The following is a 24,875-nucleotide window of genomic DNA, read 5'->3' on the forward strand; positions in this document are numbered from 1 at the left end:
TGTCAGGCCGGATCGGCGATCACGTTGAGCGCGCCGGGCAGCACGCGCGCCGTCGCCGGCAGGTCGCCCAGCAGTTCGCCGTCGGCGCCGTACGGGATGTCCCGGTCGGCCTCGACGCGCACCTCCCGGCCCCGCAGCACCTCGACCACCGGCCGGTGGACGTGCGTGCCCTTGGGGAGCTCCCGCATGACGGCGAAGAACAGCCGCTTCGGCGCGTGCCGGATGATGACGACGTCGAGGAGCCCGTCGTCGACCGCCGCGTCGGGCGCGATGTGCAGGCCGTAGCCGTAGAACCCGGAGTTCGCGACGACGACGGTGTAGCCGCGCTCCTCGTGGAGCTCGCCGTCGACGGTGACGCGGTAGGAGACCGGCCGCCAGGTCGCGATGGCGCGCAGCGGGCCGAGGTAGTACGCGAGCGATCCGGGCAGGCGGGTGAGGCGGTTGATGTGGACGTTCGCCACGGAGTCGACCCCGGCGTACACGCTGCCCGCGACGACGCGCGACCCGCCGTCCGGGGTGGTCACCTCGATGGCGTCGATCCGTCTCGGCTCGGCCTCCAGGAGCAGGGCGGCGAGCCGGTCCGGCTCCTCCGGCAGGCCGAGCTGGCGGGCGAAGTCGTTGCCCCGGCCCGCCGGCAGGATGCCGAGCACGCCGTCCGTGCCGGCGAGGGCCCCGGCCAGCCCGCCGACCATGCCGTCACCGCCCGCGGCGACGACCGTGTGGCCCTTGTCCGCCGCGGTCCGCGCGAGCTCGGCCGCGTGCTCGAGGCTGCGGCTGTACTCCACGGTCATCTCCGCGCCGGCCTCGCGCAGCAGCCGCGCGAGCGGGATGAGCCGGGCGGCCGCGTCGCCGCCCGCGGCGGGGTTCACCACGGCGGTGAACGAACGCATCCTGAGCACCCTTCTTCCAGTACCGCGAGTCCGGCCCCGCTTGTGCCGGCCGCGCCCTCGGCCGGATCGTACGGGTCCTCCGCCGGATCGTACGGGTCATCGGCCCGCGGGCGGGACGAGCACGCCGGGGTTGAGGATGCCGGCGGGGTCGAGCCGGTCCTTGACCGCGCGCAGGACGTCGACGCCGAGCGGGCCGATCTCACGGGCGAGCCAGGCGCGGTGGTCGGTGCCGACGCCGTGGTGATGGGTGATGGTTCCGCCGGCCTCGACGATCGCGTCGTTCACGGCGGCCTTCGCGCGCCGCCACCGCCCGACGGGATCGTCGCCCTGGGCGGTGACCACGGTGAAGTACAGCGAGGCCCCGTCCCGGTAGACGTGCGAGATGTGGCACATGACCAGGGACGACGGCAGCTCGCGCGACAGCGTCTGCCGGACGGCGTCGGCGAGACGCGGCAGCGCCGACCAGAAGCCGGCGGTCTCCAGCGTCTCGGCGAAGGCGCCGACGTCGAGGAGGGCGTCGCGGAGGTACGGCGCGGAGAACCGCCCCGCGGCCCAGCTCTCCCCGGGCGCGTCGCCGAGCGGATCCCCGCCGTGCGCGGTCAGGACGGCGTGCGCGCCCGCACGGCGCGCCGCCACGTCGTCCGGGCCGCCCTCGTACCCGCAGACCGCCAGGCAGCCGCCACCGTGCGTTCCGCCGAGCTCGCCGGGCCGGGCCAGGCCGATCACCGTCTCGGTCTCGTCGGACAGCCGGAGCACGGTCGGCATCGGCCCGTCCTGGGCCAGGGCCCGCACCGCGGCGGCGCCCTCCGCGAACGTCGGGAACCGCCAGCCCTCGTACCGGCGCGCCTCCGGCAGGGGACGGATCCGTACGGTCACGTCCGTGATCACGCCGAAGGCGCCCTCGGAGCCGAGCACCAGCTCCCGCAGGTCGGGGCCTGCCGCGGACTTCGGGGCCCGGCCGAGCGTCAGGGTGCCGCGAGGCGTGGCGACGGTCAGCCCGGCCACCATCTCGTCGAACCGGCCGTAGCCCGCCGACGCCTGGCCGGAGGACCGCGTGGCGGCGAACCCGCCGATCGTCGCCCATTCGTACGACTGGGGGTAGTGGCCGAGCGTGAAGCCGCGCTCGGCCAGCAGGCCCTCGGCGCGCGGGGCGCGCAGGCCGGCCTGGAGGGTCGCGGTCCGCGCGACGGTGTCGAGCGCGGTGACCCGGTCCAGGCGCCGCAGGTCGAGGGCCACCACGCCGGCGAACCCCTCCCCCGCCGCGGCGAGACCGCCGACGACCGACGTCCCGCCGCCGAAGGGGACGACCGCGACGCGCTCGCGCGAACACCGGTCCAGGACGGCCAGGACCTGCTCGTGGCCGGCGGGGAGCACGACGGCGTCCGGGGCCGCGCCCGCGTCGCCCGCGCGGATGCGCAGCAGGTCCGGCGTGGACTTGCCGCGGGTGTGCCGGATCCGCGTCTCGTCGTCGGTCAGCACCGCGTCGGGGCCCACGATCTCCGCCAGCGCCCGCACGGCGGGGGCCGGCGCGGGCGGCGCCACCTCCGCGAGCGGCACCGGCGGGACGGGGTCCGGCCGGACGCCGAGCAGCTCCCGCAGCAGCCCCACGACGGAGTCGGGCAGCGGGGCGGCCCGGTCCGGATCGCCCCAGCCGTTCCAGCGCATCGTCGGCACGGCCCCTCCCTTCCTGCGAACTCTGAGGGGATTTACACTGTTACACATGACGTCCATTCGTCACAAGAAGGACGCGATGCTCGACGCCGCCCGTGACTGCGTCCTCGCCGTCGGAGTACGGCGCACGACGCTCACCGACGTCGCGCGGCGCGCCGGCGTTTCCCGCATGACGATCTACCGGCGCTGGCCGGACGTGCGCACCCTCGTCGCCGACCTGATGACCCGTGAGTGGGCGAGCGTCGTCGCCCGCGTCACCCCGCCCGCCGACGGCGCGCCGGTCCGGCCGCAGGCGGTCGAGGCGCTCGTCGCGGGCGTGGCCGCGCTCCGCGGGCACCCGCTGTTCCACAAGATCCTGGAGGTCGACCCCGAGGTCCTCCTGCCGTACCTCCTGCAGCGGCGCGGCACCACCCAGGACGCCATGCTGCGCGCCTTCGAGAAGACCCTGCGCGCCGGGCACCGCGATGGCACCATCCGCGCCGGCGACCCCGCACGGCAGGCCCGCGCCGTCCTGCTCATCGTGCAGTCCTTCGCCATGTCCGGGCACATCGTCGCCGACGGCGCCCCGGCCCTGTCGCCGCAGGCCTTCGACGACGAGCTGCGGCAGATCCTCGACCGGTACCTCGCGCCATGACGGCCTCGACCTCCTCGCTGAACGCCGCCCGGCGGACCCGCGACCTGGCCGCGCTCAGCGCCGGCGAGGTCGTCGACGTCCTGGTCGTCGGGCTCGGGGCGACCGGAGCCGGCGTCGCCCTCGACGCGGCCTCCCGCGGCCTGTCGGTCGCCGCCGTCGACGCGCACGACCTCGCCTTCGGCACCTCCCGGTGGAGCTCGAAGCTCGTGCACGGCGGCCTTCGGTACCTGGCCTCCGGGCAGCTCGGCATCGCCCACGAGAGCGCGGTCGAGCGCGGCGTGCTCATGGCGCGCACCGCCCCGCACCTCGTGCACGCCCTGCCGTTCGTGCTGCCGCTCACGCCGCTGGTCTCCGGTTCGGCGGCGACCCTGTCCATGGCCGGGGTGCGGGCCGGCGACCTGCTCCGGCTCAGCGCGCGCACGCGCCGCGCGGTCCTCCCCCGCCCGCGCCGGCTGTCCGCCGTGGAGACGCTGCGGCTGGTGCCCGCGCTGCGCTCGTACGGGCTGCGCGGCGGCATCCTGTCCTGGGACGGCCAGCTCGCCGACGACGCCCGCCTGGTGACGGCGATCGCGCGGACGGCGGCCGCGCACGGCGCCCGGATCATCACCCGCTGCCGGGCCCTCGCCCTGCGCGGCGACGGCGCGGACGTACGGGACGAGGCGACCGGGGCGGAGCACGTCATCCGGGCCCGCGCCGTGATCAACGCGACCGGGGTGTGGGCCGGGGAGCTCGCCGACGGCGTACGGCTGCGCCCCTCCCGCGGCACCCACCTCGTGCTGCGGGCCGAGACGCTCGGCGCGCCGCTCGCCGGGCTGCACCTGCCCGTTCCGGGGACGACCGGGCGGTTCGCCCTCGTCCTGCCCCAGGACGACGGCCGGGTCTACGTCGGGCTGACGGACGAGCCCGCGGACGCCCCGATCCCGGACGTGCCGCGGCCGACGGAGGCCGAGATCGGATTCCTGCTCGACATCGTCGACTCGGCGCTCGAGGTCCCCGTGCGCCGCGCCGACGTCGTGGGCGCGTTCGCCGGGCTGCGCCCGCTGCTCGCCGGTCCCGGCGGCCGCACCGCCGACCTGTCCCGGCGGCACGCCGTCCTGACCGGCCGGAACGGCGTGGTCACGGTCGTCGGCGGCAAGCTCACCACCTACCGGCGGATGGCCCAGGACGCCGTGGACGCGGCGATCGAGGGACGCGGGCTCACCGCCGGGCCGTGCCGGACGACCCGGCTGCCGCTGGTCGGCGCCGCTCCGGACCTCGGCCGGCTGACCGCGCCGATGCGCCTCGTCCGCCGGTACGGCACCGAGGCCACCGCCGTGGCGGCTCTCGCGGCGGCGGACCCCTCCCTCGCCGAGCCGGTCGCGCCCGGCTCGGCCACCATCGGCGCCGAGCTGGTCTGGGCCGTCCTGCACGAGGGCGCTCTCGACGAGTCCGACCTCCTCGACCGCCGCACCCGCGTCGGCCTCGTCCCCGCCGACCGGCAGGCCGCCCTCCCCACCGCCCGCCGCGCGCTGAGTCACACCCCGAGCGGGACCGGCACGCGCTGACCGTTGCCCCGGGGTGGTCAGGCGCGGGGAAAAGTGGCAACCTAGCGATTGCTTGTTTTTCTTCGCGCGGTGCACCGACGGAGGGCCCGACATGATCGAATTCCACCCCGTGACACGGCACATCGGCGCCGAGGTGACAGGACTCGACCTGCGGAAATCGCCGTCGGACGAAGAGGTCGCGCAGATCCGCCGGGGCCTGCTCGACCACCTGGTCCTGTTCTTCCGCGACCAGGAGATCACCGACGAGCAGCACCTGGCCTTCGCGCGGCGGTTCGGCACGCTGAACGAGCCGCCGATGAAGACGTCGGCCAGCGCCATCCACATCCTGGATCAGAAGGACCCCAAGGGCGAGGGCGGAGACTCCTGGCACAGCGACAACACCTTCATGCCGGTGCCTCCGATGGGGTCGCTGCTGCGCGCGGTGATCCTGCCCGACGTCGGCGGCGACACCCTCTGGGCGAACATGTACCTGGCCTACGAGTCGCTGCCCCGGTCGATCCAGCGGCTGTGCGACGAGCTGGAGGCCGAGCACGACCTGACCATGTCGGTGACGAAGGCCATCGCCAAGGGGCACCGGCTCGACCTGGCGGAGATGCAGCGCCGGTGGCCGCCCGTACGGCATCCGGTGGTGCGCGTCCATCCGGAGACCGGCCGCAAGGCGCTGTTCGTCAACCGCAGCTCGACCACCCGCCTCGTCGGCCTGGACGACCGGGAGAACGAGGCGCTCCTGCCGCTGCTGCAGGACGTCGTCCGGTCACCGGAGTTCCAGGTGCGACTGAAGTGGCGGGTCGGCACGCTGGCCTTCTGGGACAACCGTCCCACTCAGCACTACGCGGTCGCCGACTACACCCAGCGCCGCAAGATGCACCGGGTCACGATCAACGCCCCCGCCGAGATCGACGACGGCGTCCCGAAGGGCCCGCAGCAGGCCTGAGACCCCCGGCTCAGGGTTCCACCGCGGTCGCGTGCGCCGCTCCCGGCGCGAACGGCCGGGACGGTGCGAGCCGGGGCCCCAGGACGGGGGACGGCTCGCCGTCGCCGGCCGGCGCCCGCCGGGCGAGTTCGACCAGGGCGCCGGCCTGGGCCACCGGCGCCCACGCCGCGAGCAGGTTCATGGCGTCGGGGAGGGTCTCGGCGAAGACATGCTCGACGACGTTCCCGGCGTTGCCCTCCAGCTGCAGCAGGAACTGCAGGGGCGGCTTCTCGCGGGAGTAGACCGTCAGCGTCAGCGGGGTGGCGGCGAACCCCTCGTCGCCGATCCGGCACCAGGCCTCGAACCCGAGCCCGGCCATCGCGGCGTACACGTCGCCGCCCTGCGGGTCGCAGGCCGCCATCACCGGGTCCTCGCACTCGATCCACTCGCCGTTGACCAGGCACCATGCGGGGACGGGCTCCATCGCGATCACAGCGTCACGGTAGGACGCCGCCGGGTCACTGGCGAGGACGCCACGCCATGGGCGTTCAGCCGACGCGGGCTCGGGCCGGCCCGCGTTCCCGGCGAACGGCGCACCTCCGGACGGGTCACCGCGTCGGAGGGCCGGCCGCAGGCCCCTCCTCGGGACACCAGGAGGGAGGAACCGCCTCGGGGCGGTCCGTCTCGCCGTTCACGGCGATGGCGGGACGGGGAGCGCCCGGCCCGTCGGCGCGTTCGACCGGCCGGGTGACGCCGGAGCGCCCGGCGTCCGGCGCGCCCCGCTCGGGCGGCCAGAGGTCGATGACGACGCCGCGGCATTCCTTGATCGCTTCGTCCAGAGCGGAGATCGCCTCGTAGATCTTTCGCGCGCCCACCTCGACCTCGACGCGCTCGCGGATGTGCCCCAGCGCGGCGTGCAGGTCCAGGCCGACCTCGAAGAGACGGTGGATGAGCATGTCCACCCGCTCGTACGGCAGGGCGGCCTCGTCGCCGGCCGGCCGGGGCGTCGCGCGGGAAGGGGGCTCCTCGCCGCGCGTGGCCGCCGGGCTCCCGGGGTCCCACCGCCTCTCAGCGCCGTTCACACGCCTCGCCCCCTTCGTACGGTCCGCCGGGGGCGGTACCGCAGATTTGCCCGTTTGCTGGGGGATTGACGGTATTCACATCTCGTACCCACCGAACGACCGGATGCACCTCATCTTTGTGGGTAGGGCTGCCATGAAAGGCCGCTCAAAGGCCCCCTCATCCCTGCGAGGTGGTCGTCGTGGGTTGGAGCCGACAGGGCGTACGGCTGCCCTTCACCGATCGCGCCGAGGCCGGACGCCTGCTCGCGGAGGAACTCGTGCCGCTGGGGCTCGCCGATCCGCTGATCCTCGCCCTGCCCCGCGGGGGCGTACCGGTCGCCCGGGAGATCGCCCGGCGCCTGGACGCGCCGCTCGGCGTCCTGGTGACCCGGAAGATCGGCTGCCCGGGCCAGCCCGAGCTGGGCGTGGGCGCGATCGCCGAGGGCGGGGAACCCGTCTTCGACGCCGACCTGATGCGCCGGGTGGGGCTGACCCGGGCGGATGTGGAGGAGACCGTACGACGCGAGCGCGCCGAACTCGCGCGCCGCGTGGCGGCCTACCGGGGGGACCGGGCGCTGCCATCCGTCAAGGACCGGAACGTCGTGGTCGTCGACGACGGCCTGGCCACGGGCGGTACGGCACGGGCCGCGCTCGCGGCGGTCCGGGCGGGAGAACCCCGGCGGCTCGTGCTCGCCGTACCGGTCGGAGCGGCGCAGACGGTGAAGGCCCTCGCCCGCGACGCCGACGAGGTCGTGGTGCTGGCGGCCCCCTGGACGTTCCGCGCGGTGGGGCAGTGGTACGTGCGCTTCGACCAGTTGTCCGACGACGACGTGCAGAGGCTGCTCTGACGCCCTCCCCGCCGTGACGTGGGAGTTCGCGCAGCCGGAGTGGCCGCCGGCGCGCCGCCGCGGTGGTGTCCCGCGGCGGCCGCCCGGCCTCGTCGGCCAGTCCTCAGCGGTCGTACGTGCGCCTACACTGTTGATCGTGGGCGGACGCGACCTGGACGTGCGGTCGCCGAGCGGGCGGGCGGCCGCACGGATGACGACCGAGACGGCGACCGTGATGGCGCCTGGCACGGGTCATCCGTGCAGCGAGCCGGGCGCACTCGAAGAGGTCGCCCGGCTCTCGGGGGAATGGTCCGCCCGCCGCATGAAGGGGTGAAGCATCTGAGATTTTCGGCGCTCTCGCCGTTCGGCCCGCAGTCGTCGGGCCCTGGTCGCGCGGCCGCGGGTAGCGGGGGAAACGCTACGCGGCGTTGGCGCGACGCATGCGACGGCGACGCTCGGACGCGCGCTCGTCTTCGTTCAGGCCGCCCCATGTGCCGTACTTCTCGGGCCGGGAGACGGCGTAGTCAAGGCATTCGGTGCGCACGGGGCAGCGCATGCACACGGCCTTGGCCTTACGCTCGCGGATCTCACGCTCCGGCTGACGCTCGCCGTCGGGGCCGAAGAACAGGATGAGGTCCTCCCCCCGGCACTCGGCAGCGTCCTGCCAGCCCCAGCTGGGACGGGGGAGGTTTGCCTGCCGACGTACCTGAGCCATAGAACTACCACCTCGTAGCTTGCTGGTGAGCAAATTTCGGTCACGGGCGCTACAGCAGTAAGAAGCGCGCAAAATCTTGCAACGTCTTGAAGCGCCGTGATGTTCCCCGAGAGCCGCCGTGTCCCCTCGGGAACGGCGAATAGGGCCTCGGAGAGGCTACACGAGGGCCGCCCCGTTGAGAAGGGCCAGGTCCCTTTTAACATACGTGGCGAGGTTCTCCGAACACTCCGCGCCGCAGCCGCCGAGGTCCGCCCGCGCGACCCGGACGCGGTATCGCGCCTGGCCGGCGCGTACGACGGCGGTGTCTCCGACCATCGACTCCACCGCGACGCCGCCCACGGCGAGGATCCCGGTGTGCGCCCGCACGAAGTGCTCGGCGGCCTGCACCGGCTCGGGCAGGCCCGCACGTCCACGGTAGCGGTCGAGCACCACTTCTCCGTACCGGTAGGCCGCCGCGGCCGCCACCGCGCGCCGTTCGTCCAGGTCGCCGTAGTACAGACCGTGCGGGAGGCAGACGAGGTTGGCGGCGTAGCGGTCACCGCCGACATGTGTCGTTTCCCACACTTGTGATCCGAAGCGCTCGCGCAGGGCGCGGGCCAGCGGGGCGCCGGTCCGCGCGCAGCAGGCGTTCCGGCGGCCGTGCGCGCAGACGAGCAGAAGCGGATCCGCGACCGGCCCGCCGAACCCGGGAGGCCGCCCGGCCGCCACCGCCGCCAGGTCCAGGCCGGCCAGTTCCTCCGGGCGGGTCAGCTCCCGCCCTTCCAGCCAGGGCGTCACGGGCCGGCCGTCGGGGGCGCCGTCGCCGGAGAAACCGGTGTACACCCACAGCGGAGGCGTCGGGCGTCTCCCACGCGGGGCCCGGATGAACTGGACGCGCACGCCGTGCCGTCCGGCCCGGCGGAGGACGTCGGCGACCGGCCCCGGCACCGCGGTGGCCTCGACGCGTTCGGCCCACGGCCCCGGATGCTCGATCAGCAGCCACGAGCGCGCTCCGGTCGTGGCACTGGCCAGGCACGGGCGCTCCCCCGTGTGACTTCCCGGACAGTGTGCACAGCGGTGGTCCGCCAAGGGGCCCCCTGTCGATCGATCGGCTGCGTCGGAGTCGGCGCCGGTCATGATCAGTGCCGTCGGAATCGGCGCTGGACCGCGGCCGGCGCTGGGTCGTGATCGCTCACGTCCACGTTATTAGGTGAGACTAACCTAACCTCCCTCCGCCCGCTTCGGGGGTAAGGCGGGGAGAAGGCCCTGGTGAAGCCCTGGTTACGCGGACGTGAACTGCCGCACGAAGCCCGAGCCCGTGCCGGATCCGGGGCGTGACCGCCGGTCGCGGCGTTCTAGAGTGTCGGGGTCCGCCCGCCCGGCGATCAACGCGCCGGCGCGGCCGGTGACCACCGACCGGGGACGGCCGCGCGCCGGTCCCCTCGAAGACCCGATGGAGTCGTCATGCGCTTGCCGGCGCTCGCAGCGGGCGCGGCCCTGCTGCTCGCCATGGCCGGCGACGGTACGCGCCCGGCGCCGAAGGCGCCGTCGGCGGCGCCCGCGATCGAGGCCGGCGCCTCGGGCTGCGGCACCGGCCGGGTGCCGCTGCGGCCGGGCCCGCAGGTGCTGCCGCTGCGCAACGACGGCGACACGTCGACGAACGTCACCCTGCTCGACCCTCGGACGGGCGCGGTCTACGCCGAGCTGGAGGGAATGGGCCCCGGGACCGTCCGCTCGCTGCGGATCGCGCTCGGCCCCGGCTCGTACGCCTTCCGCTGCGCGCAGGACGGACCCGCCGACCCGGTCACCGGCCCCGTGACGCGGATCACCGGCGCCGGAGGCGGGACACCGGGGATCGTCCCGGTCTCCGAGAACGACCTGTACGCGCCGACGCGGGCCTACCAGGCGTACGTCTCCACCGGCCTCGACCGCCTGGTCGACAGGACCGACGCCCTGCGGTCCGCCGTCGACGACGGCGACCTCGGCGCGGCACGGGCCGCCTGGACGCCGGCGCACCTGGCGTACGAGCGTCTCGGGGCCGCGTACGGCACGTTCGGCGACTTCGACGGCCGGATCGACGGCCTCCCGGCAGGGCTCCCCGGAGGCGTCCACGACGCGGGTTTCACCGGGTTCCACCGCGTGGAGTACGGCCTGTGGCACGGCGAGTCCGCCGCCTCGCTGGCCGGCGTGACCGACCGGCTCGCCCGCGACGTCCGCGCCCTGCGGTCCTCGTGGGCCGATGAGCGCATGGAGCCCGGCGATCTCCCGCTGCGCGCGCACGAGATCCTGGAGAACACCCTGCAGTTCCAGCTGACCGGTGAGGCCGACCAGGGCAGCGGCACGACGCTGCGGACCGCCGCCGCCAACCTCGAGGGCACCCGGGAGCTCGTCGGCCTGCTCCGCCCGCTGCTGCGCCCCCGCTACACGGGCCTGGCCGCCGTCGACGCGTCGATGGACCGGATGGACGCCCTGCTGAAGGGCCGCTCGTCGGTCGGCGCGCTCTCGCGCATCGACCGCGAGCGCCTGAACGGCGCCGCGGGAGACCTGCTCGAACGCCTCGCCCCGATCGCCACGATCTGCGCCCCCCGTCGTCGCCCCCAGGGAGCGGGATGATGCCCTCCGACCGCCGATCCTTCCTGCGCGGCGCCCTGGCCGCCGGCGTGGCCGGCGCCGTCGCCGGTCCCTCCGCCGCCCGTGCGGCCGGCGCCGTGACCGACTCCGCCGCCGACCGGACCGCGGCGCGTTCGTTCCACGGCGCGCACCAGGCCGGCATCCTCGAGCGGCCGAGGCGGCGGACCGTCGTCGTGTCGTTCGACGTCGTCGCGACGGGTCGCGGCGAGCTCACCGAGCTGTTCCGCACGCTCACCGACCGCGCCCGCGCGCTGACCGCCGGAGGCACGCCCGTGGACGCCGGGATCAGCGCGCCGCCCGCCGACTCGGGGGTGCTCGGGCCCGAGGTGCCCGGCGGCGGGCTGATGATGACGGTCGGGGTCGGCGCGTCCCTGTTCGACGACCGGTACGGACTGGCGGCGCGGAAGCCGCCCGGCCTGACGCCGATGCGGACCTTCCCCAACGACTCGCTCGACCCGGCCTGGTGCCACGGCGACCTGAGCCTGCAGCTGTCGGCCGACGAGGAGGACACGGTCGTGCACGCGCTGCGCGACGTCGCCCGGCACACGCGCGGCGGCATGCAGGTGCGGTGGCGGATCAACGGCTTCGCCAGCCCGCCGCGGCCCAGCGGCACGCCGCGCAACCTCATGGGCTTCAAGGACGGCATCGCCAACCCCGACGCGGCGGACGCACGGGAGATGAGCCGTCTGGTCTGGGCCGCCCCCGGCACGACCGGCCAGGGCCGGCACGCGCCGGAGCCGGCCTGGACGGCCGGCGGCTCGTACGTCGTGATCCGGCTCATCCGGATGCTCGTGGAGTTCTGGGACCGGGTGGGGCTCGCCGAGCAGGAGCAGATGTTCGGCCGGGCGCGGGACACCGGCGCCCCCCTCGACGGGAACCACGAGCTCGACGAGCCCCGGTACACCGCGGACCCGATCGGCAAGGTCATCCCGCTGACGAGCCACATCCGGCTGGCCAACCCGCGCACGCCGCAGACCGCCGACAGCCGGATCCTGCGCCGCAGCTTCAACTACGACCGCGGCGTGGACGCGGTCGGCGACCTCGACATGGGGCTGGTCTTCAGCTGTTACCAGCAGGACATCGCGCGGCAGTTCGAGGCGGTGCAGACCCGGCTGGCGGACGAGCCGCTCACCGACTACATCCGGCCGTTCGGCGGCGGCTACTTCTTCGCCCTGCCCGGCGTCCGTGACGCCTCGGACTTCTTCGCCCGCGCCCTCCTGAGCTGACCGTCGCAGGCCCTAAACGGGTCGAATCGGTCATTCACGGGACAGATGACCCCGAGTTAGATAAAGATCGTCTAAAGAGATTTGAAGTAGCCATGGTGTCCTGTTCACGCACGCGTCACCTTCTGTCAGCGTGATCGTCGTCGCGGCTCGATGAGATCCCGGCTGAGCCGGGGCTCCGTCGGAGGACCGGTGTTTCACAACTTCAGGAGGCAACAGGATGGGTCCCGGAAAGTGGAAGGGCCGACGGTCCGCGGTGATCGCCGGATCGGTGGCCGCGGCCGGAGCGCTCGCGCTGGCCGCGGTGCCGAGCTGGGCGAGCGGCGGGCGGCAGGAAGGCGCCTCGCTGACCGCGGCCGTGACGCAGGTCCGCACCGCCACGCCGATCAAGCACGTCGTCGTGCTCTTCGGTGAGAACATCTCCTTCGACCACTACTTCGGCACGTACCCGAAGGCGGCCAACACCGACGGCACCAAGTTCGTCGCCAAGCGGCACACGCCCCGCGTCGACGGGCTGACGAAGAAGCTGCTCAAGGACAACCCGAACCAGTACAACCCCAAGCGCCTCACTCCCGCCCAGGCGATGACCTGCGACCAGGACCACGGCTACGGGTCCGAGCAGAAGGCCGTCAACGGCGGCAAGATGGACGGCTTCGTCGAGCACACCGAGAAGGACAAGTGCACCGGCCAGCCCGTGCTGTTCGGCGAGCCCGGCCTGGTGATGGACTACTACGACGGCAACACCGTCACCGCGATGTGGAACTACGCCCAGAACTACGCGATGAGCGACAACTCCTGGGACTCGGTCTTCGGGCCGTCCACGCCGGGTGCGCTCAACCTGATCTCGGGCCAGACGCACGGCGGCTACGCCGTCGACCCGGTGACCCACAAGAAGGTCAGCGACGCGTACGTCGTCCAGTCGCCGGACGCGAACGGCGTCGGCACGGTCATCAACGACCCGGACCCGGCGTTCGACGACTGCTCCGGCACCAACCACACGTCCAAGAACAACCTGGCCGTGATGACCGGGCAGAACATCGGTGACCTGCTCAACAAGAACAAGGTCACCTGGGGCTGGTTCCAGGGCGGCTTCCGGCCCACCGGCACCGCGAACGGCTACGCCGTCTGCGGAGCGACGCACCAGAACGTCGGCGGCATCAACGTCACCGACTACAGCCCGCACCACGAGCCGTTCCAGTACTACAAGTCGACGGCCAACGAGAAGCACCTGCCGCCGTCCTCGGTCGCCGCGATCGGCCGCACCGACCAGGCCAACCACCAGTACGACCTGAGCGACTTCGACGCGGCGCTCTCGGCGCACAACCTGCCCGCGGTGAGCTTCCTCAAGGCCGCCGCGTACCAGGACGGCCACGCCGGCTACTCCGACCCGCTCGACGAGCAGCAGTTCATCGTCAACACGATCAACAAGCTGCAGAAGTCGCCCGAGTGGAGCTCCACCGCGGTCGTCCTCGCCTACGACGACTCCGACGGCTGGTACGACCACAAGGCCCCGCGGATCCTCAGTGGCTCCACGGACGCCTCGCAGGACACGACGCTGTGCGGCAAGGCCAAGGTGGCCGGCGGCTACCAGGACCGCTGCGGTCCGAGTCAGCGCCTCCCGCTCCTCGTCGTCTCGCCGTACGCGAAGGTCAACCACGTCGACCACCACTACACCGAGCAGACCTCGGTGCTGAAGTTCATCGAGGACAACTGGGGCGTCGGCCGGATCGGCGACGCGTCGTTCGACCAGCGGGCCGGAAGCCTGAGCGGCATGTTCGACTTCCGCCACCCGCGCGCGGGCCGTCTGTTCCTCGACCCGAAGTCCGGCGCCCCGGCCTTCCACTGAGCGGACGTCTCGCCCTCGGGGCTCCACGACTCCGGTCCCGGAGCCCCGAGTCAACCACCCTGGAAGCCCCCGCCTCGGCGGGGGCTTCCGCCATGTCCGGAGGGCGTCAGGGCTCGCGGCCCTTCGGGCCAGGAGCGAAGGGCGCAAGGGCTCACGGCCCGCCCGGGACCGGGCGGAGGGCGTCAGGGCTCGCGGCCGGGAGCCGGGGCGTCGTCCTCCAGGCGGGCGCGCGAGGTGAACTCGCCGGGCCAGAGCTTGTCGACCTCGGCGTTCAGGGCCGCCCCGATCAGGACGGCCAGCGCGGTGACGTACAGCCAGGCGAGCACGGCGATGGCCGCGCCCAGTGACCCGTACACCGACACCGCAGTCGTGGAGCCGTCCAGGTAGAGCCGCAGCACGAGGCTGCCGAGCCCCCAGATGGCCATGGCCGTGACCCCGCCGGGGATCTCCCGCCACCAGGCCGTCCGTACGGGGACGCTCAGGTGGTAGAGGAGCGCCAGGAAGATGACCGCGACGATGACGAGGATCGGCCAGTAGAGGACACGTACGACCACGGCCCCGGCCGGGACCCAGTGCAGGACCAGGGTCGGCCCCGCGACGAGGACGGGGATGACGACCAGCCCGACGCCGAGTCCCGCGAGGTAGAGGAAGAACGCGCGCAGGCGGGTACGGATCACGCCGCGCACGCCGGACAGGCCGTGCGCGATCGTGATCGTGTCGACGTAGACGTTCAGCGCGCGCGAGCCGGCCCACAGGGAGATGAGGAAGCTGATCGAGACGATCCCGACCTGGCCGCCGCGCAGCACCTCGTCGAGGAGGGGCTCGACGACGGATTTGACGGTCTGTTCGGTGAGCACCGTCTGGGCGCGGTCCAGCACCCATTCGCGGGTCTCCGCGATGGTCGTGGCGCCGAGCAGGTTCCGGAAGTGCCCGAGCAGGCCGATCAGGCCGAGCGCCAGGGGCGGCAGCGACAGGAGGGTGAAGAAGGCCGCCTCGGCGGCCAGCCCGGTCACCCGGTAGCGGAACGCCGAGAGGGTGGTGCCGCGGACGACCTGCCAGACGGCGGAGCGCATCCGTGCGACGGCGGACGACCCGGAAACGCCCGTCGAGGCATCGGAGGCGGTGGTCATGAGGCTCTACCGTAGGGGCTGATACGCCCGGTGTGCGGCATGACGCTCATCTCGCCGATCGCCTCCGGCCGGTCGCCCCGGACCCCGGGCCGGGGCCGGAGATCCCCGTCCGGAGCGGGGATACGAAGGCTCCTCCCTGAGATGACCCCGTCGGAGCGGCGGACGCATCTCCCGGCTGTGACGATCATCACATCTCAGGCGAATCGGCCGGGTGGGCGGCCGTTGCCGGGTGGCCCGGCGAACGCCTGCGCGATGTCCATCCACTCCTTCGCGACCGGTCCGGCGACCGTGAGGCCGACGTCGGCGCGGTTCCGTCGCTGCGTCACGAGCAGGCAGAAGTCCAGCGCCGGGCCGCGTACGACGTCCGCGGCGTCCTCCGGGCCCGCGGTCCAGACGTCGCCGCCGGGAAGGGTGAGCTCGACGCGCACCGGCGCCTGCGGGACCGGCCTGTCGTGGACGACGAAGCTCCACGACAGGGTCCGCACCCCGATCTGGGCGACGTGGCGGAGCCGGTCGGTGGGCTCGCGCCGGACGCCAACGGCGTCCGCGACGTCCTGGCCGTGCGCCCACGTCTCCATCAGGCGCGCCGTCGCGAAGGAGGCCGCGCCCATGTCAGGGCCGTACCAGGGGATCCGGGCCTTCGGATCGAGGACCGTCAGCGCCTCGATCATGCGGCCCCGGGCCGTACGGAACCACTCCAGGACCTCGTCGCCGGGCATGGAGCGCCGCTCCTCGACGATCCGGTCGGTGTCGAAGCCCTCCTCCACCAGCCGGCGGACCTCCTCGCGGAAGGCGCCGGGGTCCGTCACGGCGCGGACGGCGGCCTCGTCGAACCAGGCCAGGTGGGTCACCTGGTCGCGTACCGTCCAGCCCTCGGCGGGCGTGGGCAGGTCCCAGGCGTCCGGTCCAAGGAGACGCTCGAGGTCGCCCGTCTCCTCGCGCAGGTCGGTGAGCAGTCGATCCATCGCCACGGCCACGCGCACAGCGTACAGAACGGAGTTCGGTCGCGCCTGCGCCCGGCGCCGGCGATGAGACGGCGCCGAGTGGGCACAATGAACACGTGATCTGCGAAGCGTGTCGTGAGCGGCGGCACGGCGAGTGCCGGGGCGGCACGTGGTGCGACTGCCAGCACCTGCCGCCCGAAGCCGAGACCCCGGAGGAGACCCTTGCGCCCGCCGAGGGCACCGAGCCGGACATCAACTGGCTCCGGCAGGGCTGAGGTGCGGTCGCCCGTCCGCGAGCCGTACGGCCACCGGCCGGCCCGGCCTTACGTCCACGGATCACGTGGCCGCCCGCCGATGGCTTGGTCGCCTGTCCACGGACCAATGCGACGGACGTCCGCATTCCGGACATGGTTGGACAGTCATCGAACCACATGTCATCATCGAGACATGGCTGCTGCGGATCCGTTGCTGGTTATGCGCCGGCACGTCGACTATCTCCGCGTGGGCAGCGCGATCTGTCGCTGACACCTGACCACCGCCACTGCCTCACGGGCGCGCGGTATGCCGGTGTCATTCCCCACAGCTCAGCGTTGAGCCAGCAGTGCGATCTGCCGGCGTGCTTCGCGTCCCCCACGACCACGGAGGACGCGCACGATGCCATCCCGTACGCAGCGGAAACGAGGCGAGGGCCAATGGGCCCTGGGCTACCGTGAACCGCTCAACAAGAACGAAGAGAGCAAGAAGAACGACGACGGCCTGAACGTCCGCCGTCGCATCATCGACATCTACGCCAAGGGCGGCTTCGACTCCATCGACCCCGCGGACCTGCGGGGCCGGTTCCGCTGGTACGGCCTGTACACGCAGCGCCGGCCCGGCATCGACGGCGGCAAGACGGCCGTGCTGGAACCCGAGGAGCTCGACGACCGGTACTTCATGCTGCGCGTCCGCATCGACGGCGGCCGGCTGAACCTCGACCAGCTGCGGACGATCGCCGACGTGTCGTCGAAGTACGCCCGGGGCACCGCGGACATCACCGACCGGCAGAACATCCAGCTGCACTGGGTCGAGATCGAGAACGTCCCGGCCATCTGGGAGGCCCTGGAGGCGGTCGGGCTGCACACCACCGAGGCCTGCGGCGACACGCCGCGCGTCATCCTCGGCTGTCCGCTCGCCGGGATCGACGCCGACGAGGTCATCGACGCGACGCCGCAGCTTCGCGAGATCCACGACCGGTACATCGGCAGCCCGGACTTCTCGAACCTGCCGCGCAAGTTCAAGACGGCGCTGTCCGGCTGCACCGCCCAGTGCACGATCCACGAGATCAACGACATCGCGTTCGTCGGCGTGGTCAACGACGAGGGCGAGGCCGGCTACGACGTCTGGGCGGGCGGCGGCCTGTCCACGAACCCGATGTTCGCCAAGCGGCTGGGCGCGTTCGTCCGCCCGGAACAGGTCCACGAGGTCTGGGCGGGCATCACCGGGATCTTCCGCGACTACGGTTACCGCCGCCTCCGGCACCGCGCGCGGCTCAAGTTCCTGATGAACGACTGGGGCCCGGAGCGGTTCCGCGAGGTCCTGGAGAAGGAGTACCTCGGGTACGCCCTGGCGGACGGGCCGGCACCCGGCGAGCCCCGGGACCGGCGCCGGGATCACGTCGGCATCCACCGGCAGCGCGACGGCCGGTACTACGTCGGCTTCGCGCCGAAGGTCGGCCGGGTCAACGGCGACCTGCTGCACGTCATCGCGGACCTGGCCGAGGAGTACGGCTCCGGCCGGGTGCACACGACGACCGAGCAGAAGATGGTCATCCTGGACGTTCCGGAGGACCGGACCGAGGAGCTGGCCGCCGAGCTGGAGTCGCACGACCTGCGGGTCCGCCCGTCGACGTTCCGGCGCCAGACGATGGCCTGCACCGGCATCGAGTACTGCAAGCTCGCCATCGTCGAGACCAAGCAGCGCGGCATGGACCTGATCGAGGAGCTGGAGCAGCGCCTGCCGGACTTCGACGAGCCGCTGACGATCAACATCAACGGCTGCCCGAACTCCTGCGCCCGCATCCAGACCGCCGACATCGGGCTGAAGGGCCAGTTGGTCACCGACGCGAACGGTGAGCAGGTCGAGGGCTACCAGGTCCACCTGGGCGGCTCGATCGGCGGCGAGTTCGGCAAGAAGATCCGCGGCCTGAAGACCACCGCCGAGGAGCTGCCGGACTACGTGGAGAGGGTGCTGCGCAACTTCCGGAAGGGCAGGAACGACGGCGAGTCCTTCGCCGCCTGGGTGCAGCGTGCCGAGGAAGGTGAGCTGAAGTGACCGAGAGGGCCGTTCCCTTCTACTGCCCCTACTGCGGAGACGAGGACCTGGAGCCGTACGAGAGCGACGGCGGCTGGCACTGCCGCGCCTGCACGCGGGCGTTCCGGCTCCGCTTCGTCGGGCTCGGCGCGCTGAGCTCGGCCGGCGCTCCCCGGCGGGAGGGCTCGGCATGACGCTCCTGTTCGAACGCCCCACCGCCGCGCTCGACCTCACCGACATCGTCGAATCGGCCGCCGACGCGCTCGAGGAGGCGTCCGCCGAGGAGATCGTCCGCTGGTCGATCGCGACCTTCGGCGACCGGATCTGCGTGACGTCGTCCATGAAGGACGCCGTGCTGGTCGACATCGCATCGAAGGTCCGGCCCGGCATCGACGTACTGTTCGTCGACACGGGCTACCACTTCGCCGAGACGATCGGCACCCGCGACGCGGTGGAGGCCGTCTACCCGGTGAACGTGGTGAACGTCACCTCCTCCCGTACGGTCGCCGAGCAGGAGCGCGACCTGGGTCCCCGGTTGTACGGCCGGAACCCGGATCTGTGCTGCCACCTGCGCAAGGTCGAGCCGCTGAACCGCGCGCTGGAGCCGTACCTCGCCTGGATCACCGGGATCCGGCGCGAGGAGACCTCGCACCGGCGCGGCGCGCGCGTCGTCGAGTGGAACGCCGCGCGCGGCAAGGTCAAGGTCAACCCCCTCGCCCGCTGGACCCAGGACGACCTGCACGGCTACATCGAGGAGCACGGCATCCTGGTGAACCCGCTGCAGTACGACGGGTATCCCTCGATCGGCTGCGAGCCCTGCACCAAGCGGGTCGCGCCGGGTGAGGACCCGCGCAGCGGACGCTGGGCCGGCACCGGAAAGACCGAATGCGGCATCAACCTGTGAGAGCCGGGCGACCCGGGGGCGGCGGGGCGGTCCCCCTGGTCGCCGTGGCCCACGGGAGCCGGGACTCGCGGGCGGCGGCGACGGTCGAGGAACTTCTCGATCTTGTGCGCCGTTCCTCGGGGGTGCGGGTCGTGACCTCGTATCTCGACCACGCTCCCCCGGCACCGGGGCAGGTGCTCGGTGGTCTCGTCGGAGAGGGGGCCGACGAGGCCGTCGTGCTCCCTCTCCTCCTCACCGCCGCGTACCACAGCAAGACCGACATTCCCGGGGTGCTGCGCGCGGCCAGGGCGTCTTATCCGCGGCTGAGGCTGCATTACGGCGCCACGCTCGGCCCCCATCCCCTGATGACCGGCGCGCTGGAGCGGCGGCTCGCCGAGGTCGGCGTCCGGCCGGACCCGGAGACGGCCGTCGTGCTCGCCGCGGCCGGCTCCAGCGACCCGGCGGCGAACGCGACGATCGGCCGGATGGCGCGCGGCTGGCGGGGCTGGCGCGCCGTCGTCCCGGCGTACGCCTCCGCGGCCCGTCCCACGCCCGCGGAGGCCGTGCGCGCGCTCTACGCGGCGGGAGCGCGGCGTGTGGTCGTGGCGTCCTATTTCCTGGCCCCGGGCTTCTTCGCGGACAAGGTGCGGGACGAGGCCCTGGCCGCGGGCGCCGTGGCCGTCTCACCGGCTCTGGGCGCCGTCCCGGAGCTGGCGGAGATCACCGCGCAGCGTTACCGGGAGGCCCTCCTCAGCGCCGGTCCCGTCGCGGTCGCGGGCTGAGCGACCCGCGCGCGGGGCCGTCGATCTCTGCGGACGCCGGAAAGCCTTGTGCCGTCAGGCTTCGCGATTGATCGCCATTTCGACGATCTTTATCGAGCCGCGAATTCGATCATTCGAAATCGATCATTAGACGATCTTTTAGCGATCATTTATTCCGGGCCGCCATGTGAGCTATGTCGCAAACATAGGTATTTGGTCGACCGATATTTGTCTGCTATGTTCCCACTAAGTCCAGAGGGACGCCCCCCATGCGCCCCCGGACATCCGCCGGCGGCGGCCGGCCCACCAGCGCAGACGGCGCAGCGCGAAGACGCGTGAGGGCCTCCGTACAGAGCCGAGACGGTTCATATCCAAATCACGCCACTCCCGCGGAGTATCCACTTGTTCCTTATGGAGCGGGAGCGGCAACGTCGAGTCCGTGAGAGTCACGGAGCCGGGGACCCATGAGCAGTCCCGGGGTGAATCGGCACATCCGTCGTGTCGTAGGGCGACTTCCACGCCCGAACCCGTCAGCTAACCCGGTAGGCGTACTGGAAGTAAGGAGTCAGAACTTGTCCGCGAGTCTTCCCTGATCTGAATATCCGGTCGTCGTCCCTCCCCTGGGACCGCACGGCCAGCAGACCCTTGTCTCTTTGTTCGTGCCGTCCGCGCAAGCGGGCGACCCGCTGAATCCGCACCTCGCGGAACCGGGGACCCACCGCACCACTGGGGTGAATCGGCACCTTCGTGCCGTAGGGCAGCTTCCACGCCCGAACCCGTCAGCTAACCCGGTAAGCGGCATGGAAGCCGAAGGAGTACCCCCCGTGTCCCCTCGACACGCCAAACCCCGCTTTACCTCGAAGAAGAAGTGTCTCACCGGCCTCATCGCCGGCGCCGTGACCGCCGGCGCGGCGGCGACGACCGTCGTGACCGCAGGGCCCGCGCTGTCCGCGCAGGCGTCCACCGTGTCCCGTCCGGCCGTCCACCAGGTGGCACAGAAACCCGCACCGGGTACGGGTAAGGCGAAGCACGCCCGCCCCGCGGGCGACGACGCGCACCTCAACGTGCACACCGTCGCCGAGCAGAAGCAGAAGAAACTGCCCACGGCCGCGGACGTCCTGAAGCTCGCCGAGTCCCAGGTGGGTACGACCGAGAACGCCACGGGCGGCAGCAAGTTCAACCAGTGGTTCATGACCACCCCGTACGCCAAGGCCGGCGCCGCCCGCGACGGCGGCTCCGTCAGCGACTACGCCAACGCGTCCTGGTGCGACATGTTCGTCACCTGGGTCGGCGACACGCTGGGCGTCAAGGGCATGGGCGGCGACGCGTTCACCCCCTCCCACGCCAAGTGGTTCATCTCGCAGGGCCGCTGGGGCAGCGTTCCCAAGCCCGGCGCGGTCGTCTTCTTCTCCTGGAGCGGCGGCGGGGTCGACAACATCGATCACGTGGGCCTGGTCGTCAAGGACAACCATGACGGCACCATCCAGACGGTCGAGGGCAACACGGACGACGCCGTGAAGGTCCGGACGCGTAACACCTCCACCGTCGTGGGCTACGGCTACCCGGACTACCCGCAGCAGTAGCCGCCCGTCGGCGCGTGCCGTGCCGCCGCCGGTGACGCGGCACGCGCGACCTCTCCCCTTACCGGACTTCTCTCCGGATCTCTCCAACCCCTTCCCCGGTACCTCCATGCCCTCATCCCCGCATGCCCCCGAAAGGAAAGCGATGATCAGGCTTTCGACCAAGGCCATCGCCAGCGTCGCCGCCGGAGTCACCCTGGCCGGCGCCGGCGTCACGACCGCCCTCGCCTACGGGGGCACCTCGGAGGCGGCGGCGTCGCCCCAGGCGCAGAGCGCCCCCGCGAAGGTCGCACAGCAGGCGCCCGCCCAGGCCGAGAAGCGCGTCCAGAGCGGCGCCCAGGACCGGATGCTCCTGTCGGTCAAGAAGGGCAACGACCCCAAGAAGCAGGCCAAGGCCCCGGCCCTGCCCGCCGGCGTCTCCACCGCGACCTCCTTCTGGGACCCGTCGACGGCGTCGGGCAAGCCGATGGCGTACGAGACGATCGCCAGCCCGTACTGGCCGCTCGGCACCAAGGTGAAGGTCACCTACAACGGCAAGAGCGAGATCGGGATCGTCGAGGACTTCGGCCCGGCGGAGTGGGCGGTCGCCCAGCACAACCCGCCGGCGCTCATCGACCTGTCGGAGAAGATGATGAAGCACCTCACCGGCACCGCGTCCAACTCGATCACGGTCAAGTTCCAGGTGCTTGAGCTGGGCAAGGGCCCGGTCTACCGCCACTCGGGCACCGGCTACGCCACGGCGACCGGCGCCGCTCAGGCCACCGGCAAGGCGTAACCCGCTCCCCCTCGCCTGCCGGCCGGACGGCGCGGGATCCTCTCTCGGGGATCCCGCGCCGTTTCTTCGTGCCCGCTCTTCGTGCCCGCTCTTCGTGCCCGCTCTTCGTGCCCGCTTGCCGGGAAGGAGTGAACTGAGGTTCAATCCTTGTGTGCCGTACCGCCGTACGCCCCGGATCGAGGCCCGGCTCGGCGCCTCACGGGACCGCATCCGCGCCGCCGCGCTCGCGGTCGTGGCCGAGCAGGGTTACGCCGGATGCTCGATCGCCGCCGTCGCCCGGCGCGCGGGCGTGGCGACCGGCAGCGTGTACCGCCATTTCCCGTCGAAGTCCGACCTGGTCGCCGAGGTCTTCCGCGTCGCCTCCCAGCGCGAGGTCGACGCGTTCACCCGCGCCGCGTCACCGGACCGGGCGGCGGCCGAGAGCGTCGCGGCGGTGATCGAGACCTTCGCGGGCCGGGCCCTGCGCGCGCCGCGCATGGCCTACGCGCTCCTCGCCGAGCCGGTGGACCCCTCCGTCGACGCCGAACGCCTGGTGTTCCGCCGGGCATACGCCGCCGTCCTCGCCGAGATCATCAGTCGCGGGATCGCCGCCGGCGAGCTGCCCGACCAGGACGTCGACGTCGGCGCCGCCGCGCTCGTCGGCGCCATCGGCGAGGCCCTCGTCGGACCGCTCGCGGTCGGCGCGGGCCGGCCCGCCGACCCGGATCCGCCCGGCGCCCCGCCCCAGCCCGTCGGCCCGGCCCTGCCCGCCCGTACGGACGCGGCGGCGGACGGACGGGCCCGGGCCCACCTGATCTCCCATCTCATCGCCTTCGCCCAGCGCAGCATTGGAGCGGTCAGTGACAACGCATGAGGTCTTCAACCAGGTCCCCCCGCTGTCCGGCCACGACGTGGCCGACGATCCGGCACTCCTCGACGGGCTCTTCCGCGAGGGCGGCGGCTGGGCGGCCGAGGCCGTCCACGAGCTGGGCCGGCTGGCGGGCACCGAACAGGCACGGGAGTGGGGCCGCCTCGCCAACGAGCACCCGCCGGTGCTGCGCACCCACGACCGGTACGGCCACCGCATCGACGAGGTGGAGTTCCACCCCGCCTGGCACGAGCTGATGCGCGTCGCGGTGAGCCACGGGCTGCACGCGCGCGCCTGGACCGAACGGTCCGGGGCGCACGTCGCCCGCGCCGCCAAGTTCTACGTCTGGCGGGTCGACGCCGGGCACGGCTGCCCGATCTCGATGACCTACGCCGCCGTGCCCGCGCTCCGGCACGCGCCGGAGCTGGCCCGGCGGTACGAGCCGCTGCTGACCTCCGACACGTACGATTTCGGGCTGCGCGACCCGGCCGGCAAGCGCGGCATCCTCGCCGGCATGTCGATGACGGAGAAGCAGGGCGGGTCCGACGTCCGGGCCAACACGACGCGGGCGGTGCCGCAGCCCGACGGCACGTACCTGCTGACCGGCCACAAGTGGTTCACGAGCGCGCCGATGTGCGACGTCTTCCTCGTCCTCGCCCAGGCCCCGGAGGGCCTCACCTGCTTCCTGCTGCCCCGGGTGCTGCCCGACGGCACCCGCAACGCCATCCGCCTGCAGCGCCTCAAGGACAAGCTGGGCAACCGGTCGAACGCGTCCGCCGAGGTCGAGTACGAGGAGGCCGTCGCCTGGCGCGTCGGCGACGAGGGGCGCGGCGTCCGCACGATCATCGAGATGGTCAACATGACCCGGCTCGACTGCGTCATCGGCGCGGCCGCCGGGATGCGCGAGGGCCTCGTCCAGGCGGCCCACCACGCCGCGCACCGGCAGGCGTTCGGCCGGTACCTCATCGACCAGCCGCTGATGCGCAACGTCCTGGCCGACCTGGCCGTCGAGTCCGAGGCGGCGACCGTCCTCATGCTCCGCCTGGCCGGGGCGACCGACCGGGGCGAGACCGCGTTCAAGCGGTTCGGACTCGCCGTGAGCAAGTACTGGGTGTGCAAGCGCTGGCCCGCCCACGCGGCGGAGGCCCTCGAATGCCTCGGCGGCAACGGTTACGTCGAGGACTCCGGCATGCCGCGGCTGTTCCGCGAGTCGCCCCTCAACGGAATCTGGGAGGGCTCGGGCAACGTCTCGGCGCTCGACGTGCTCCGGGCCATGGTCAAGGAGCCGGAGACCGTCGAGGCGTTCTTCGACGAGGTCGGCCTGGCCTCGGGCGCGGACGCCCGGCTGGACGCCGCGGTCGCCGAGGTCAGGGACGCGCTCACCGACGTGGCGACGATCGAGGCCCGTGCCCGGCGGATCGTGGAGCGCCTCGCCCTGGTGCTCCAGGGCTCGCTGCTGGTCCGGCACGGTCATCCGGCCGTCGCCGACGCCTTCTGCGCCTCCCGCCTGGGCGGCGACTGGGGCCGGGCGTTCGGCACCCTGCCGGCCGGCGTCGACTTCGGCGCGATCATCGAACGGGCCCGCCCGAAGACCGGCTGAGCCCCGCGAGTTCACCCACGCTTTGAAGGTCGCCCGGCGGCGACCAGCTCGTTCATCGGCGTCTCCGGTGAAAAGTCTCACAGGGAAGTTCAATGAAACCCTGGAAGGGAGAACGCGACCGAGATCGGAAGG

The 24,875-nt window shown here is 72.6% G+C and carries 25 protein-coding genes and 2 riboswitches; of the genes, 17 read left to right on the top strand and 8 right to left on the bottom strand.

All coding sequences use genetic code 11. From position 1 onward, the window contains the following. Positions 1-2: 2 nt before the first annotated feature. Positions 3-890: a diacylglycerol/lipid kinase family protein gene (locus NDW01_RS19025; RefSeq protein ID WP_252822384.1), complete on the bottom strand. Its 888-nt coding sequence runs from the start codon at positions 888-890 to the stop codon at positions 3-5. Between the two features lie 96 nt (positions 891-986). Further along, positions 987-2,555 carry an FAD-binding oxidoreductase gene (locus tag NDW01_RS19030; RefSeq protein ID WP_252822891.1) on the bottom strand — a complete coding sequence of 523 codons (1,569 nt, stop codon included), beginning with the start codon at positions 2,553-2,555 and terminating at the stop codon, positions 987-989. 55 nt (positions 2,556-2,610) lie between these two features. Between NDW01_RS19030 and NDW01_RS19035 the strand changes: the two genes are divergently transcribed. The 3 genes from NDW01_RS19035 to NDW01_RS19045 all read left to right on the top strand — a co-directional run bounded on the left by NDW01_RS19035 (position 2,611) and on the right by NDW01_RS19045 (position 5,673). Further along, the gene (locus NDW01_RS19035; protein WP_252822386.1) at positions 2,611-3,195 is read left to right on the top strand and encodes a TetR/AcrR family transcriptional regulator; all 585 of its coding nucleotides are present in this window, start codon (positions 2,611-2,613) and stop codon (positions 3,193-3,195) included. Next, the gene (locus tag NDW01_RS19040; RefSeq protein ID WP_252822388.1) at positions 3,192-4,739 is read left to right on the top strand and encodes a glycerol-3-phosphate dehydrogenase/oxidase; all 1,548 of its coding nucleotides are present in this window, start codon (positions 3,192-3,194) and stop codon (positions 4,737-4,739) included. The genes NDW01_RS19035 and NDW01_RS19040 overlap by 4 nt, the downstream gene beginning before the upstream one ends. A gap of 91 nt (positions 4,740-4,830) precedes the next feature. After that, positions 4,831-5,673: a TauD/TfdA dioxygenase family protein gene (locus NDW01_RS19045; protein WP_252822390.1), complete on the top strand. Its 843-nt coding sequence runs from the start codon at positions 4,831-4,833 to the stop codon at positions 5,671-5,673. A gap of 10 nt (positions 5,674-5,683) precedes the next feature. Here the strand turns inward: NDW01_RS19045 and NDW01_RS19050 are convergent, their stop codons facing one another. Continuing rightward, positions 5,684-6,145: a hypothetical protein gene (locus tag NDW01_RS19050; protein ID WP_252822392.1), complete on the bottom strand. Its 462-nt coding sequence runs from the start codon at positions 6,143-6,145 to the stop codon at positions 5,684-5,686. 115 nt (positions 6,146-6,260) lie between these two features. After that, on the bottom strand, positions 6,261-6,734 hold the full coding sequence (locus tag NDW01_RS19055) for a hypothetical protein (RefSeq protein WP_252822394.1): 474 nt from the start codon (positions 6,732-6,734) through the stop codon (positions 6,261-6,263). A 179-nt stretch (positions 6,735-6,913) separates the two neighbouring features. Between NDW01_RS19055 and NDW01_RS19060 the strand changes: the two genes are divergently transcribed. Continuing rightward, entirely contained in the window at positions 6,914-7,561 is a 648-nt protein-coding gene (locus NDW01_RS19060) for a phosphoribosyltransferase (protein WP_252822396.1), read from the top strand. Positions 7,562-7,697: 136 nt separating this feature from the next. Continuing rightward, a complete protein-coding gene (locus tag NDW01_RS19065) occupies positions 7,698-7,874 on the top strand; it encodes a hypothetical protein (RefSeq protein WP_252822398.1) in 177 nt (58 codons plus the stop codon). A gap of 84 nt (positions 7,875-7,958) precedes the next feature. On the opposite strand, the gene NDW01_RS19070 is transcribed toward NDW01_RS19065, so the two are convergent. Together NDW01_RS19070 and NDW01_RS19075 are read right to left on the bottom strand one after the other, a co-directional pair. Continuing rightward, positions 7,959-8,255 (bottom strand): WhiB family transcriptional regulator, encoded by a 297-nt coding sequence (locus NDW01_RS19070; protein ID WP_252778365.1) that lies wholly within the window; start codon positions 8,253-8,255, stop codon positions 7,959-7,961. A gap of 156 nt (positions 8,256-8,411) precedes the next feature. After that, positions 8,412-9,323: a sucrase ferredoxin gene (locus tag NDW01_RS19075; protein ID WP_252822400.1), complete on the bottom strand. Its 912-nt coding sequence runs from the start codon at positions 9,321-9,323 to the stop codon at positions 8,412-8,414. Between the two features lie 375 nt (positions 9,324-9,698). Between NDW01_RS19075 and NDW01_RS19080 the strand changes: the two genes are divergently transcribed. From NDW01_RS19080 to NDW01_RS19090, 3 genes are all read left to right on the top strand, one after another. Further along, a complete protein-coding gene (locus tag NDW01_RS19080; protein WP_252822402.1) occupies positions 9,699-10,847 on the top strand; it encodes an EfeM/EfeO family lipoprotein in 1,149 nt (382 codons plus the stop codon). Continuing rightward, the gene (efeB, locus tag NDW01_RS19085; RefSeq protein WP_252822404.1) at positions 10,847-12,091 is read left to right on the top strand and encodes an iron uptake transporter deferrochelatase/peroxidase subunit; all 1,245 of its coding nucleotides are present in this window, start codon (positions 10,847-10,849) and stop codon (positions 12,089-12,091) included. Before NDW01_RS19080 ends, efeB begins: the two co-directional genes overlap by 1 nt. Before the next feature lie 217 nt (positions 12,092-12,308). Continuing rightward, positions 12,309-13,934, top strand: a complete 1,626-nt coding sequence (locus NDW01_RS19090) for a phospholipase C (protein ID WP_252822406.1) — start codon at positions 12,309-12,311, stop codon at positions 13,932-13,934. A 182-nt stretch (positions 13,935-14,116) separates the two neighbouring features. On the opposite strand, the gene NDW01_RS19095 is transcribed toward NDW01_RS19090, so the two are convergent. Continuing rightward, positions 14,117-15,064 (bottom strand): YihY/virulence factor BrkB family protein, encoded by a 948-nt coding sequence (locus NDW01_RS19095; RefSeq protein ID WP_252822409.1) that lies wholly within the window; start codon positions 15,062-15,064, stop codon positions 14,117-14,119. Between the two features lie 194 nt (positions 15,065-15,258). Then, entirely contained in the window at positions 15,259-16,041 is a 783-nt protein-coding gene (locus tag NDW01_RS19100) for a TIGR03084 family metal-binding protein (protein ID WP_252822410.1), read from the bottom strand. Between the two features lie 83 nt (positions 16,042-16,124). Here NDW01_RS19100 and NDW01_RS19105 point away from each other — a divergent pair, with 83 nt between their 5' ends. The 9 genes from NDW01_RS19105 (at position 16,125) to NDW01_RS19145 (ending at position 24,743) form a co-directional block, all read left to right on the top strand. After that, complete coding sequence (locus tag NDW01_RS19105; RefSeq protein ID WP_252822412.1) at positions 16,125-16,283, top strand: hypothetical protein; 159 nt, start codon at positions 16,125-16,127, stop codon at positions 16,281-16,283. Between the two features lie 379 nt (positions 16,284-16,662). Next, positions 16,663-18,318, top strand: a complete 1,656-nt coding sequence (locus NDW01_RS19110; RefSeq protein WP_252822414.1) for a nitrite/sulfite reductase — start codon at positions 16,663-16,665, stop codon at positions 18,316-18,318. Beyond that, positions 18,315-18,491, top strand: coding sequence for a PDDEXK family nuclease (locus NDW01_RS19115; protein WP_252800386.1), 177 nt, complete (start codon positions 18,315-18,317; stop codon positions 18,489-18,491). Before NDW01_RS19110 ends, NDW01_RS19115 begins: the two co-directional genes overlap by 4 nt. Continuing rightward, positions 18,488-19,201: a phosphoadenylyl-sulfate reductase gene (locus NDW01_RS19120; protein WP_252778375.1), complete on the top strand. Its 714-nt coding sequence runs from the start codon at positions 18,488-18,490 to the stop codon at positions 19,199-19,201. Before NDW01_RS19115 ends, NDW01_RS19120 begins: the two co-directional genes overlap by 4 nt. Then, positions 19,183-19,962: a sirohydrochlorin chelatase gene (locus NDW01_RS19125; RefSeq protein ID WP_252822416.1), complete on the top strand. Its 780-nt coding sequence runs from the start codon at positions 19,183-19,185 to the stop codon at positions 19,960-19,962. The genes NDW01_RS19120 and NDW01_RS19125 overlap by 19 nt, the downstream gene beginning before the upstream one ends. Before the next feature lie 398 nt (positions 19,963-20,360). Continuing rightward, a riboswitch (cyclic di-AMP (ydaO/yuaA leader) is annotated at positions 20,361-20,504 on the top strand. A 111-nt stretch (positions 20,505-20,615) separates the two neighbouring features. Next, positions 20,616-20,753, top strand: a riboswitch (cyclic di-AMP (ydaO/yuaA leader). 12 nt (positions 20,754-20,765) lie between these two features. Further along, the gene (locus tag NDW01_RS19130) at positions 20,766-21,524 is read left to right on the top strand and encodes a CHAP domain-containing protein (protein ID WP_252822418.1); all 759 of its coding nucleotides are present in this window, start codon (positions 20,766-20,768) and stop codon (positions 21,522-21,524) included. A gap of 142 nt (positions 21,525-21,666) precedes the next feature. Then, the gene (locus NDW01_RS19135) at positions 21,667-22,296 is read left to right on the top strand and encodes a septal ring lytic transglycosylase RlpA family protein (protein ID WP_252822420.1); all 630 of its coding nucleotides are present in this window, start codon (positions 21,667-21,669) and stop codon (positions 22,294-22,296) included. A gap of 151 nt (positions 22,297-22,447) precedes the next feature. Beyond that, entirely contained in the window at positions 22,448-23,149 is a 702-nt protein-coding gene (locus tag NDW01_RS19140) for a TetR/AcrR family transcriptional regulator (RefSeq protein WP_252822422.1), read from the top strand. Further along, positions 23,136-24,743, top strand: a complete 1,608-nt coding sequence (locus NDW01_RS19145) for an acyl-CoA dehydrogenase family protein (protein WP_252822424.1) — start codon at positions 23,136-23,138, stop codon at positions 24,741-24,743. Before NDW01_RS19140 ends, NDW01_RS19145 begins: the two co-directional genes overlap by 14 nt. Positions 24,744-24,875 lie beyond the last annotated feature (132 nt).

This window comes from Actinoallomurus soli (assembly GCF_024055715.1).
Taxonomy (GTDB): Bacteria; Actinomycetota; Actinomycetes; order Streptosporangiales; family Streptosporangiaceae; genus Actinoallomurus; species Actinoallomurus soli.

Excerpts from the sequence above, each read along its gene's own strand:
- NDW01_RS19070 (WP_252778365.1), bottom strand. The coding sequence starts at position 8,255 with ATGGCTCAGGTACGTCGGCAGGCAAACCTCCCCCGTCCCAGCTGGGGC.
- NDW01_RS19090 (WP_252822406.1), top strand. The coding sequence starts at position 12,309 with ATGGGTCCCGGAAAGTGGAAGGGCCGACGGTCCGCGGTGATCGCCGGA.
- NDW01_RS19025 (WP_252822384.1), bottom strand. The coding sequence starts at position 890 with ATGCGTTCGTTCACCGCCGTGGTGAACCCCGCCGCGGGCGGCGACGCG.
- NDW01_RS19040 (WP_252822388.1), top strand. The coding sequence starts at position 3,192 with ATGACGGCCTCGACCTCCTCGCTGAACGCCGCCCGGCGGACCCGCGAC.
- NDW01_RS19110 (WP_252822414.1), top strand. The coding sequence starts at position 16,663 with ATGCCATCCCGTACGCAGCGGAAACGAGGCGAGGGCCAATGGGCCCTG.
- NDW01_RS19135 (WP_252822420.1), top strand. The coding sequence starts at position 21,667 with ATGATCAGGCTTTCGACCAAGGCCATCGCCAGCGTCGCCGCCGGAGTC.
- NDW01_RS19125 (WP_252822416.1), top strand. The coding sequence starts at position 19,183 with ATGCGGCATCAACCTGTGAGAGCCGGGCGACCCGGGGGCGGCGGGGCG.
- NDW01_RS19120 (WP_252778375.1), top strand. The coding sequence starts at position 18,488 with ATGACGCTCCTGTTCGAACGCCCCACCGCCGCGCTCGACCTCACCGAC.
- NDW01_RS19045 (WP_252822390.1), top strand. The coding sequence starts at position 4,831 with ATGATCGAATTCCACCCCGTGACACGGCACATCGGCGCCGAGGTGACA.
- NDW01_RS19030 (WP_252822891.1), bottom strand. The coding sequence starts at position 2,555 with ATGCGCTGGAACGGCTGGGGCGATCCGGACCGGGCCGCCCCGCTGCCC.
- NDW01_RS19080 (WP_252822402.1), top strand. The coding sequence starts at position 9,699 with ATGCGCTTGCCGGCGCTCGCAGCGGGCGCGGCCCTGCTGCTCGCCATG.
- efeB (WP_252822404.1), top strand. The coding sequence starts at position 10,847 with ATGCCCTCCGACCGCCGATCCTTCCTGCGCGGCGCCCTGGCCGCCGGC.
- NDW01_RS19035 (WP_252822386.1), top strand. The coding sequence starts at position 2,611 with ATGACGTCCATTCGTCACAAGAAGGACGCGATGCTCGACGCCGCCCGT.
- NDW01_RS19095 (WP_252822409.1), bottom strand. The coding sequence starts at position 15,064 with ATGACCACCGCCTCCGATGCCTCGACGGGCGTTTCCGGGTCGTCCGCC.